The organism is Flavobacterium aquicola (genome assembly GCF_003385115.1).
Lineage (GTDB): Bacteria > Bacteroidota > Bacteroidia > Flavobacteriales > Flavobacteriaceae > Flavobacterium > Flavobacterium aquicola.
Genome location: NZ_QUNI01000014.1, coordinates 66283 through 79119, shown reverse-complemented (window position 1 = coordinate 79119; position 12837 = coordinate 66283). Strand labels below are relative to the sequence as shown.

The following is a 12837-nucleotide window of genomic DNA, read 5'->3' as shown; positions in this document are numbered from 1 at the left end:
AATCTAAAACCCGATTCACGATGAAAAAAATAATATTTATATTATTTGTGATACTCTCTACATTGTATGGATCACAAATTAATGCCCAAACAGTACCTGCTCCGAACTGGGCTTGGGCAGCAAACATAACCGGGGCAAGTGCTGTGGCAGCCACAGATGATGGCTCTATTTTTACAGATGCAGCAGGAAACAGTTATGTTGTAAACCAAATAAGCTCACACGTAAACATTAAAAAATATGATGCAGCAGGAACCTTGATTTGGGATCGCACCGGAAGCAGTGGTGCAGGAGTTGAAACACCTACTGATATTACAGTAGATGCTACTGGTAATTATTATGTTACAGGTTCCCATACTGGATCTTCTACTTTTGGAACGACAATACTTCCTAATACAGCACAAATTGATCTTTTCGTTGTTAAATACAACTCTTCTGGAACAGTAGTGTGGGCAAGTAATTATGGTGTATCGAGAAATAACCAAGGAAATAGTATTGCTGTTGACAGCAATGGAAATTGCTTCGTAGGAGGATATATGTGTGGTAATGCGACTACGGCAGCCTATTTTTTCTATGCAAAATATGATTCAAATGGAGTAATTCAATGGTCAAAATATGATGGATACCCAAATACCACTTCTCCTGCAATATTTAATGTTGTTAATGGAGTTTCTGTAGATAATTTTGGGAATTCTTATTTAACTGGATATTACAGACCAAATGGCAGCACGCAGCAATTATTTTTCATACGTAAGTGTGATCCTTTTGGAAATACAGTTTGGCACAAAACAAGAACTGAAAATTCAGCTGGATTTGATATTGTTACTGATAAAGTAGGAAACAGTTATGTGACAGGAGCATATTATACTGGCACGTCTTGGGATATTTTTACTAGAAAATATGATGCAGCTGGCCAAATTCTTTGGGCTCAAAATAATGGCGGTGTAGATGCAGATTATGGTGATGGAATTGCCATTGATGCTGATGGAAACTGTTATGTTTCTGGAAGGTTTCAACAAAATGCTGCTTTTGGTCCCATAGCCATCAGCAACCTTAATAGTGGGGTAAGTGATGTTTTTGTAGCCAAATATGATAAGCTGGGAGATGTCGTTTGGGTACAGCAGGCGGGTGAAAGCGGTGAAGATGCGGCCAGCAAAATTGGAGTTGATGCTGCCAATAATGTTTATATTAACGGTTATTTCACCACAAGCACAACTTTTGGAACAGCTGCATTAAATGGTATAGTTAGACAGCCTTATATAGCTAAAATTGGCGATTTTGTGGAAGGAACAGAAAGCATTACCACGCTTCCTTTGGCTTCCCACAATTACAATGCTGGCAGTTCTATAAGTGTGCCTTTTTCAACCAAAGGAAATTTCCCTGCTGGTACCAAATATACCGTAGAGCTTTCTGATCCTTCGGGTTCTTTCTTTTATCCCAAATATATTGGAGTAGGTACTGCAAGCCCTATTAACTGCGTAATTCCTTCACTCACAATCCCGGCGGCAGAATACCGCATTCGGGTAATATCTACAACACCTGAAGTTTTTGGAACTGATAATGGAAGCGCTATTACTATAAATGGGAACAGTCAGTTGACAACCCCTGACTGGGCATGGGCGAAAAATATAGACGGAGTAAGTTCTGTAGCGACTACAGATGACGGTTCTATTTTTACTGATGCAGGGGGGAACAGTTATGTTGTAAATCAAATAAGTTCGCATGTAAACATCAAGAAATATGATGCAGCAGGAACCTTGGTTTGGGACAGAACGGGAAGCAGTGGTTCAGGAGTTGAAAACCCTACTGATATTACTGTAGATGCTTCAGGTAATTATTACATTACCGGATCATATACAGGTTCGGCTACTTTTGGAGCAATAACTCTTGCTAACACGGGGCAATCCGATCTATTTATAATTAAATATGATGCCTCTGGAACAGTTTTATGGGCTAGTAATTATAATCTTGGAAGAAAAAATCAAGGAAATAGTATTGCTGTTGATTCGAATGGAAATTGCTATGTAGGAGGATATATGTATGGAAATGCCACTACCTATTCTTATTATTTCTATGCAAAGTATGATTCAAATGGGGTGGTACAATGGTCAAAATATGATGGATATGCAACTAATACTACTTTATTAGAAAATACTGTGAATGGTATATCTGTTGATAATTTTGGTAATTCTTACATAACAGGATACACTCGTACAAGCAGTGCAACTGGAAATTATTTTTTTATTAGAAAATGCGACCCTTCTGGAGGTGAAGTGTGGACAAAAAGAAGGACTGAATATTCTATCGGGAATGACATTGTAACTGATAAAGTTGGGAATAGTTACGTAACTGGTGCCTATTATACAGGTTCTTCATGGGATATTTTCATTAGAAAATATGATGCAGCTGGGCAATTACCGGAAACAGTTGAACAAAAAGGTATTGGGCTAGATGCTGATTACGGAGATGGAATAGCATTAGACGCTAACGGGAATTATTTTGTAACGGGAAGATTCCAGCACAACACTGATTTTTCAACTTTAAATGTTAGTAATACTAGCAGTGGTATTAGTGATGTTTTTGTTGCTAAATATGATAATCAGGGAAATATTGTCTGGTTACAGCAAGTAGGAGAAAGCGGACAAGATGCAGGAAGTAAAATAGGTGTTGATGCTGCTGGGAATTGCTATATCAATGGTTATTACACAGCAAGTGCAACTTTTGGTACTGCGACCCTAAATGGTCTAACTCGAAATCCATTTTTAGCAAAAATAGGTTTAACCGCCGATACTACTTTAGGAACCGCTGTTGTGAAAGGTGAAAACTTTTGTGGAGGGGCGGTAGTTACTGTTGATTTTGCGATAACTGGAAAATATGATGCTGCCAATATTTTTACCGCACAATTGTCTGATGCTTCGGGATCGTTTAGCAGTCCTGTAAATATTGGGACCTTAGAATCTCCTTTAAATACAAGTATTTATGCTATAATTCCTTTGGCAGCTCCTGCTGGAACTGGATACCGTATTCGTGTTGTAAGCAGTAATACTCCTTTGATTGGAAGTGATAATGGTATTGATATTAAAATTAATCAAACTGACTGCAAAAGTAATATTGTTAAGCTTGATGTGAAACCAATAGCAGCTATTGAATATTTTATTGACACTGATCCAGGGCTTGGAAAAGGTACTCCATTACCGACAGCTGGCGGACTTAACGTTAGTGAGAATCTTCAAATTACGCTTCCAACATTAACTTCCGGATTTCATAATCTGTTTATACGAACTAAAGATATTGATGGCAAATGGGGAATGTACGAAGGAAGAGTTTTCTATGTTCAGCCAGAACCTTTGGTATTAACAAGTTCACCTATTGTTGCAGGAGAATACTTTTTTGATACGGAGCCAGGCATTGGTAACGGCACGGCTTTAGCTCCATTTAGCGCCGCCACTCCTCTTAGTGTAACTGCTCAAGTTTCTACTACAGGATTATCAGAAGGATTTCATAATTTGTTTTTTAGAACCAAAGATTCTAAAGGGCAATGGAGTATGTACGAAGGTCGAGTTGTTTATATTCAGCCTACAGTTGTTTCAACAGTGATTGAACCTATCGTTACTGCAGAATATTATTTTGACACAGATCCAGGATTAGGAAGCGGAACAGCAATTGACATTGGGACTCCAGCTGAATCTATTACAGTTACCCTTTCAGACGTGGCTACAAGTACTCTAGGTGCTGGAGACCATAATGTTTTTGTGAGAGTAAAAAACGAAGGTAAAGTATGGAGTTTGACAGAGAAAAGAACATTTACTATTTGTTCAGTTCTGTTAACAGCTCCGGTTATCTCTGGAAATCCTGTAGTTTGTGCTGGACAAGGTCTTAGCCTTACTGCCGAAACCGTAGTTGGTGCTGCTTCTTACTTATGGACAGGACCAAATGGATTTACAGCTGCTACGCAAAGTATTACCATTAATAACCTAGCTTCATATCAAACTGGTGAGTATACTGTTATAGCAGTTAGCGGAACTGGACCTTGTGGAACTGGACCAGCTTCAAAAATAACAGTGAGCATTAGTACAACTCCTGTTCCAACAGCAGTAGTGGCAACTCAAACGTTTTGCAATGCTGGCACTGTTTCCGAATTGAAAGCAGATGGTACCGATATTAAATGGTATACGCAGCCTGCGAACGGAACATCATTGGATGGTACAGCAGCATTGTCCAATGGTATTTGGTATTATGCGAGCCAAACTTTAAATTCTTGTGAAAGTATTTCGCGTTTACCTATTCTGGCTTCTATGAATGTTACTCCAGTACCAGCTGGAACAGCAACCCAGACATTTTGTAATGCTGCTAAGGTTTCAGAATTGAAAGCTACCGGCAGTGATGTTAAATGGTACGCAGACCCTGTAAATGGTACATCTTTAAATAGTGATGCAGCATTGGCAAACAATACTTGGTATTATGCGAGCCAAACTTTAAATTCTTGTGAAAGTGCAGCACGTTTGGCTGTATTGGTTTCTATAAATGTTACTCCAACGCCAACTGGAACAGCAACTCAGACATTTTGTAATGCTGCTAAGATTTCAGAATTGCAAGCCACCGGCAGTGATATTAAATGGTACACGGATTCTGTAAATGGAACATCTCTAAATAGCGATGAAGCATTGGTAAACAATACTTTGTATTATGCGAGCCAGACTTTAAATTCTTGTGAAAGTGCAGCACGTCTGGCTGTTATGGCTTCTATTAACGTTACACCAGCACCAAGCGGTGATACAAATCAAACATTAGAGGAAAATAAAACCATTGCTGATATTGTGGTAACAGGAACAGATATAAAATGGTACGATTCACAAGCTGCTGCTGCTGCAGGTACGAATCCTTTAGATTTGGGACTTGCACTGGAAGAAGGAAAAACATACTATGCAACACAAACTATTGATAGTTGTTTTAGCACTAGTGCCTTAGGTGTTACCATAGGTTTAACATTAGGAAATGATAGTTTTGATTCAAAATCTTTTGCATATTTTCCTAATCATGTGAAAGATAATTTGAATCTTTCTCATGTAGTCATTTTGACAAAAGTCAGAGTTTTAAATATGCTTGGTCAAGAACTAATATCTAAAAATTTAAATGCCACATCGGGAACAGTTGATATGAGTTCAATTGCTGATGGATATTATTTAATAGAAGTAAATACAGAAGATGCCAGCAAAATTTTTAAAGTAATTAAATCGAATAAATAATTAAATTTAATAATACCAAAAGAAGAAAAACCGTCTCAATATTTTGAGACGGTTTTTAGCTTTTAACAAGTTTGATTGTAGTTTAATATAGTAGTACTGAAAAAGGTTATAAAATAATTCCTCGAATTTTTGCTTCCTTAATCAGATCAATATCACTTCCTTCTTCAATTTTAAACAATGCTTTAAGATTTACTTTTCGCTGTTCAATGGCGTGTAACGAAATAGGAATATATTGAGGTATGTCTTTGGTTTTTGTTCCTTTGGAAATATGAAATAAAATTAATTTATCAAATTGATCAATTCCCGCAATGTCGTTGTTATTTTGATTAGCCATTTTGATTACTGAATGACTGTAATAAATTTCGTTTTTCAATACTATATCAAAACCAAAAAGCAGTTCATCAAAAGTCAAATCATTTTTGATAACCAAGCCGGCGGGATTTATAGTATCAATTATATTCTTTATTTTGAGTAATTCGGTATACATGGTAAGCAAAATTATTTTGCAATTGGGCATGTATTCTATAATTAATTTAGCCAAATCTTCACCAGAATGAATTCCTTTTTCTTCATAAGCAGGCATACTTATATCTAAAAATGCCACATCAAAAGGTGTTGTTTCTGGATTTGTAATGATGTTGTAGCCAGTTACGCAGTCCTTACCCTGAGTAAATGAATATTCATAAACATCAGGTTTGTATCGTGTTATAGCGTTTTTGTATCCATCAATTATAAAAGGATGATCATCTACAATTAAAATTTCCTTTTTAATTATTTTTTGCACATTTGAATCAACTGTCATTATGCTATAGGTTTTTGTGTTTTATTGATTGGAATAATTATCATTATGGAAGTGCCTTCGTCTTTTTTTGATTTTATTTCGAGGGTTCCTTCACATTCTGTTGTTCTAATTTTGATATTTTGGAGTCCGATTCCTTTTTTGGCTCGGTTTATATTAAACCCAATTCCATCATCACTAATTTTTAAAACTAAGCTGTCATTTTGTTTTTTGAATTCTACCTTTATTTTTGTTGCGTTAGCGTACTTGTTACAATTTTGAAGTGATTCTTGGAGAATTCTATATAAATTAATTTTTATAATATTGTCAATAGAATCCCATTTTATAGTAGGATCCAGATGTGCTAGAAACTTTGTTGGAAACGTTTTTTTCTGTTCTTCAAATAGATTGGTTACTATTGCTACGAAGTTATTAATTAATTCTGATTTTTCTCTATTAAGATTATGAGAAATTTCGCGAATGTCCTGTTCAATATTTTTTAATTCAGTCAAATAATTCAATCGCATTTCGATTCCTGAATCATCTTTAATTTTATTTAAGCCATCCAGATTAATTCGAACTCCAAACATTCTGCCCAAAACACCGTCGTGCAGTTCCCTTGCTACTCGCTTTTTTTCTTTAATATTATTGATTTCAATAGTGTTCTGCTGATTAATCAAGAGATTATAAATTTCGGCATTACTTTGCTGTTGCTGCTGTTTAAATAAAAGTTCTCTTTGTTTAGTTTTTTGACTGTTAATAGTATACAATAATATTACTAAGATAATAAAAGCGGCAAATATTAACAACAGCTTTTTGTTTTGACCTTCTAAATTGGTATTTTCTACTTTTATTTCATCAGTTTCATATTCTATTCGAGAGAACTTTTCACCCATTTTTCTCTCTGCTTTTTGTAAGCGGTCATTAATTAATATATATTCGTTAGAATATTTTGATGCGTTTTTAGGATCTACAGCTCCCATTTGTTTTAGGGATTCTAATATGCTTCTTAATTGTTTGGTACTTCGTGATAATGCAAGTGCCTGCTTCGCATATTGAATTGCTTTTAATGTGTCATTTTTAGAATAATAATATTCCGACAAATGAGTCTTGTTAACAATGAGTCCAGATGTTAAATGTAAACTATCTCTAATTTTAAGCGATCTATAAAATAAATCAGAAATGCCATCTGTGTCTTTAAGTTTAAATTTGGCATATGCCAGATTATCTAATAGCATAGCATATAAAGGAGTATGTTCTATAAATAACTTTTTTTGCTTCAGCCCTTCTTGGAAATAGTTTTTTGCTTCGTTATAATTTTTTAAATTCAGATATACATAACCTATATTATTTAAAGAAGTTGCTTTAAATTGGAATTCTGCGGGTATTGATGAATCCTTCAAAGTTGTTAAAGCCTTATTATGAAATTCTAAGGATTTGTTGTATTCTTCACGTTCATTGTATAGAATTCCTAAAAGATTATATGATTCATATAATAAATCATTAGCTTTTACCTGTTTTATATTCTTGAGAGCTTTGAAAACTGCTATTTCGCTATTAAAGTGCTCATTTTCAGAAAATTGTAGATTCGCTTTACTAATCTGGGTTTTTGCTAAATTATAATTATCATCAAGTCTGAGATATAATTTCTCAGCTTTATTATAACAGTAGAAGGCACTGTCTGAGATAGATTTTTTTTTATAGTAATCTCCTACATAGGTATATGCTTTGGCCAAATTGACTGTGTCATGACTATTTTGAGAATTTTCTAAAATAAGTTTAGAAGTGTTATAATATCCTTTCCAGTCGGCCATATTATAATAGCGATTGGCTACTTTAAATAGGTTAACTTTATTAAGAGAATCATCTTTTTGACTAATTATAATTTCAAAAGCCTTATGATTGTATTTTTGTTTTAATTTTTGGGGTAAGTGTACGTCATTAGCTAACAGCAAATATGATGTTAGACTATCTTGAGAAGGAATACTATTTTGTTGTGATTTATTTTTATTAGTACAACTAATGAAAAAAATCAAAAATAACAATAATATGTAGCAATAATTTTTCAATAGAAGAATATGAATTCTCTCAAAAATACTAAAACTTTTTATATAAAAAAAAGCCGTCATTTTTTTGACGGCTTTTTTTTATATTTTAATCGATATTTTTTAGTCTACTTTTCGATGATCACCAGTTTGTTGTGCCCCGGTTCCGTCAACAGCAGTAACTTGATTGACTAGAAGATTTTGATTAAAGTCCACTTTTCTGTGATCACCGGTTTGTTGTGCTCCAGTGCCATCTACATTTGTGATTGCTGTATTGTCAGCAATTGAAGAAGTTGAACTTGTTGGTGCAGCAAATGAAGTTGATGCTAATACTAATGTAAATAATCCGATTGATAAGATAGCTTTTTTCATGATTTCTTGGGCTTTATGTTGTTGTTTTTTTTACGTTTTTGATTCCATTTGCGTTGGAATTCTTTTGTAAAACTAAACAGTAAGCCACAATAAACAATTGAAAAAAAGCTGTTTATGGTCAATGGTATCCGTCTGATAGTGGATGCATATCAATTTCGAGAAATTGACTATTTCTTAAGTTTCAATATAATTTTCAGTTGCAAATTCATTAATTATAAAGTCGATATTCGTTTTGTAAGATTTAGAAAAAGGCAGTTTTATTGTAGTTTTCTTTATGTAACATAAAGAGTTTCCTGTATGAATTCTAGAGATATAATTTCGATTAACTATATAACTATTGTGAATTCTTATAAATGGATTTGATAATACTGTTTCAAAATGTTTCAGGGTCTTGAATGCGGTTATCATTTCTCCATTTTTCAGATGTATATCAGTCGAGTTATTATCGGCTTGGAAATAGCAGATTTCATCAGAATCAATATATCTATGATCGCCATAGGATTTGACACATAATATGAACGATTTTTTGTTATTTCTGGATTCAATCTTTTCAAGATTTTGTTTTTCTGAAGTATTTGGATTCTGAACAAGCACTATTTCGTCTTCTGTATTTGTTTTATTCAATTTATGAATCAATTTTACAAAATCAATTACTAATAATGGTTTTAGTAAATAGTCTACAACTTCATACTTAATACAGTCAAAAGCAAAATCTTTTTTCTTAGTTGTAATAACAATTTTGGGTAATTCTCTCAAATACATTAATAGTCCGTTGATTAATTGTAAGGACAAATTACTGTTTTTGTCTGCAGGATCTATTTCCAAAAAAATGAGTCTTGGCATGTGTTCCAAAATTAGATTAACACCATCTGCATAATTATCAGCAGAGCCGAGAAAGTTTAATTCTGAAAATTCGCTGGCAATTGCCTTTGTTTTCAAAACACTTTCAGGACTATCATCAATAATAATGTAGGTGTAATTCATTTTTTCGAATTTATTTTAATTATTGAAATTTTTACTTTTTTTGTTTTAAATGTTTATAGTTTCTATTTAAAAAGTGCAGATTTTAAAAGAATAATTCAGATTAAAAAATGATTTTAATAGCAAATAACATAATAAAAAACACTCAAAGTTATGATTTTTTTATTTCAAATAAATTAAAAGGTTTATAAAAATACAGCAGTATTTGTTTGTAGATTAAATACATACACAAATAATTATAATATTTTCAGATTGTTGCTAATAAAAAATGCTTCTCATCTGAGAAGCATTTATAAATGATTATTGAGATAAATTACATTTTCATTAACCAGTTTTTCATCGAAACTTCATTTTCAATGATTGATTTTAATTCAGAGATCGCTACACGATCTTGTTTCATCGTATCTCTGTGTCGGATAGTTACCGTTTGATCTTCGATAGTTTGGTGATCGACAGTGATACAGAAAGGAGTTCCTAAAGCATCTTGTCTTCTGTAACGTCTTCCTACGGCGTCTTTTTCATCATAAGACACATTGAAATCCCATTTTAAATCATCAATGATTTTTTTGGAAATATCAGGTAGTCCGTCTTTTTTAACCAATGGCAAAACAGCTGCTTTTGTTGGTGCCAAAACTGCTGGTAATTTTAAGACTGTTCTGGTTGAACCGTCTTCTAAAGTTTCTTCTTTTAATGAAGTAGAGAAAATCGCCAAGAACATTCTGTCTAGTCCTACTGAAGTTTCTACTACATAAGGAACATAGTTTTCGTTCAGTTCAGGATCAAAATACTGAAGTTTTCTTCCTGAATATTGTTCATGCGCTTTTAAATCAAAATCTGTACGAGAGTGAATACCTTCTAATTCTTTGAAACCAAAAGGGAAATTAAATTCAATATCGGCAGCAGCGTTTGCGTAGTGCGCTAATTTTTCGTGATCGTGAAAACGATAGTTTTCTTTTCCTAAACCAAGAGATAAATGCCAGTTCAAACGAGTTGTTTTCCAATGCTCGTACCATTGCATTTCTTCACCAGGACGTACAAAAAACTGCATTTCCATTTGTTCAAACTCACGCATACGAAAAATGAATTGTCTAGCAACAATTTCGTTTCTGAACGCTTTTCCAGTCTGTGCAATTCCAAAAGGAACTTTCATACGGCCAGATTTTTGAACATTCAAGAAGTTTACAAAAATACCCTGAGCTGTTTCCGGACGTAAATACAAATCCATTGCAGAATCTGCAGAAGCTCCTAATTTGGTTCCGAACATCAAGTTGAATTGCTTTACATCAGTCCAGTTTCTTGAACCGGTTTCAGGATCAGCGATTTCTAATTCTTCGATTAAAGCTTTTACATCCTGAAGATCTTCACTCATACCTTTTGCAAGTCTTTCCAAAATTTCTTTTTTCTTAGAAAGATATTCTACAACGCGGGCATTAGTGGTAATAAATTCTTCTTCATTAAAAGCATCTCCAAAACGGGCTTTTGCTTTTTCAATTTCTTTTTGAGCCTTTTGATTTAACTTTTCAGCATAATCTTCGACTAAAGTATCAGCTCTATATCTTTTTTTCGAATCTTTGTTGTCTATCAATGGATCGTTGAAAGCGTCAACGTGACCAGATGCTTTCCAAGTTGTTGGGTGCATCAGTATAGCCGCGTCCAATCCTACGATGTTCTCGTTCATCTGAACCATCGATTTCCACCAATATTCGCGTATGTTCTTTTTTAATTCTACTCCGTTTTGTGCGTAATCATATACCGCACTTAAACCATCGTACACTTCGCTTGACGGAAAAATAAATCCGTATTCTTTTGCATGCGAAACTACATTCTTAAATAAATCTTCTTGTTTTGCCATAGTGGTGCAAAAATATAAAAAGTGAAATTAAAAAAAGAAAAAAAATGAAGTTTGACACAATGATTTTGTTGGTTTTTATGAAATTAAGTTATTTTTTAAAATTTCATAATTGCACCCAATCATTTTCATAATCAAATTAAGTTTTTTTACAGAGTCAAGGAACTATTTTTTTATTAGTTTAAATGTCTCTTGCTTTCCTTCTTTCTCAATAGTAAGAATATACAAGCCCGAAGGTATCCCTGAAACTTGTATAGTTTTGTTATTAGCTATTCCATGTCCAACGCTTTTGCCTCCCATGTCATTAATGTCATAGCTAAAATTACTGTATGGATAATTGAATACTTCGACAAAATTTTCCGCAGGATTAGGGCCAATATAAGGCAGGTCTTTTGGGCTTATATTTAGAATTGATTTTGAATCTGTAATTTTAGAAGCATTTTCTTTACAGGCTTTTTTTATGTAAGATTCTAAACTTTTATTATAATATTTTTTTTCATAACCCAATTCTCTTGATTTCTGGAAATATTCGCAGGCTTTTTGACTATCGCCTAGATCATCATTAACGATTCCAAAGTATTTATTTGCCACTGAATTTTTGTCATTAATTCGTAAAGCTTCTTTCAGATCTTTAATTCCCAAAGCGGTTTTTCCTAATTTATGATAAGCTAATCCGCGAATAGTCCGAAGGTCATTTTCACTTGTTCCATAACCATAAATGTATAAATTAGCTTCATTCTCAAATGCCAGATTAATGCAGTCTGCTGCTTTTTGATACTGCTCCATTTCCAAGTACGCAGCTCCTAAAGCCCAGTTGGCAAAATTATGATTGGGAACTTTGCTGATTACTTGGTTCAAATAATAAATTGCTAACCGGTATTCATGAGTTTCAGAAGCCAACGTACCTCCTAAATTAAGGACATGCCTGATTTCATCTGGGTCAGTTTGTACGGCTTTTAATTGATAATCAACGGCTAAATTATCATTCTCAAAACGTGAATAAAGTGAGGCGAGCCTACTGTATATTTCTGCTAAATCTTGATTTATTCTTGGGTATTTTATTGCCTCACTAGGAATGGATTTAATAATTTCCAGTTGAGATTTAAGCATCAAAAAATCCATTTCGGCCAATATATTATCTTTTAGATAGATTCTGCTGGACGCTCGGCTCCAAATCAGCCCTAAATTATTAGGATCGGTTTTTAATTGCAAATTGGTTTTAACAATATTATCATAATTATACTCTGCGGTCTCTTTGTTTTTAGCATTAAATTCTTTAAAATTATCGGTTCTGTTTATCAAAACTCCGTTTTTAAATATCCAAGTAGTTTGTAATTTTCCTTCACTGGAAAATTTTTCGCAGAGCCCATCTATCCTATTATTCATTGTGAAATAAAATCGCTCATCTAATCCGCCAGTAATATGATAGGTTTTTATACTGTCATACTTTTCATCAATGCCCGAATAAATTTCTTTAGCTATAAGTCCATTCTTGAAAAATGTTTTCAATACACGGCCGTTATTTTTAGACTGTGCAATCATTGATTTTGAAAAAATCAAAAAAAAGAA

General features: G+C 33.6%; 7 protein-coding genes. 1 reads left to right on the top strand and 6 read right to left on the bottom strand.

Annotated features, from left to right (window positions below; genetic code table 11):
• Nucleotides 1–20 precede the first annotated feature (20 nt).
• Nucleotides 21–5243, top strand: a complete 5223-nt coding sequence (locus C8P67_RS18745) for a T9SS type A sorting domain-containing protein (RefSeq protein WP_115814717.1) — start codon at nt 21–23, stop codon at nt 5241–5243.
• A gap of 106 nt (nt 5244–5349) precedes the next feature.
• Here the strand turns inward: C8P67_RS18745 and C8P67_RS18740 are convergent, their stop codons facing one another.
• The 6 genes from C8P67_RS18740 to C8P67_RS18715 form a co-directional block, all read right to left on the bottom strand.
• On the bottom strand, nt 5350–6045 hold the full coding sequence (locus C8P67_RS18740) for a response regulator (protein WP_115814716.1): 696 nt from the start codon (nt 6043–6045) through the stop codon (nt 5350–5352).
• Nucleotides 6045–7976 carry a tetratricopeptide repeat-containing sensor histidine kinase gene (locus tag C8P67_RS18735; protein WP_245980510.1) on the bottom strand — a complete coding sequence of 644 codons (1932 nt, stop codon included), beginning with the start codon at nt 7974–7976 and terminating at the stop codon, nt 6045–6047. Before C8P67_RS18735 ends, C8P67_RS18740 begins: the two co-directional genes overlap by 1 nt.
• A 213-nt stretch (nt 7977–8189) precedes the next feature.
• Nucleotides 8190–8438: a hypothetical protein gene (locus C8P67_RS18730; RefSeq protein WP_115814714.1), complete on the bottom strand. Its 249-nt coding sequence runs from the start codon at nt 8436–8438 to the stop codon at nt 8190–8192.
• Between the two features lie 174 nt (nt 8439–8612).
• Complete coding sequence (locus C8P67_RS18725) at nt 8613–9422, bottom strand: LytR/AlgR family response regulator transcription factor (RefSeq protein WP_115814713.1); 810 nt, start codon at nt 9420–9422, stop codon at nt 8613–8615.
• A gap of 310 nt (nt 9423–9732) precedes the next feature.
• A complete protein-coding gene (locus C8P67_RS18720; RefSeq protein ID WP_115814712.1) occupies nt 9733–11271 on the bottom strand; it encodes a glycine--tRNA ligase in 1539 nt (512 codons plus the stop codon).
• 162 nt (nt 11272–11433) lie between these two features.
• Nucleotides 11434–12810: a T9SS type A sorting domain-containing protein gene (locus C8P67_RS18715; RefSeq protein ID WP_170141493.1), complete on the bottom strand. Its 1377-nt coding sequence runs from the start codon at nt 12808–12810 to the stop codon at nt 11434–11436.
• Between the last annotated feature and the right edge of the window lie 27 nt (nt 12811–12837).

Excerpts from the sequence above, each read along its gene's own strand:
- C8P67_RS18745 (WP_115814717.1), top strand. The coding sequence starts at position 21 with ATGAAAAAAATAATATTTATATTATTTGTGATACTCTCTACATTGTAT.
- C8P67_RS18740 (WP_115814716.1), bottom strand. The coding sequence starts at position 6,045 with ATGACAGTTGATTCAAATGTGCAAAAAATAATTAAAAAGGAAATTTTA.
- C8P67_RS18730 (WP_115814714.1), bottom strand. The coding sequence starts at position 8,438 with ATGAAAAAAGCTATCTTATCAATCGGATTATTTACATTAGTATTAGCA.
- C8P67_RS18725 (WP_115814713.1), bottom strand. The coding sequence starts at position 9,422 with ATGAATTACACCTACATTATTATTGATGATAGTCCTGAAAGTGTTTTG.
- C8P67_RS18720 (WP_115814712.1), bottom strand. The coding sequence starts at position 11,271 with ATGGCAAAACAAGAAGATTTATTTAAGAATGTAGTTTCGCATGCAAAA.
- C8P67_RS18715 (WP_170141493.1), bottom strand. The coding sequence starts at position 12,810 with ATGATTGCACAGTCTAAAAATAACGGCCGTGTATTGAAAACATTTTTC.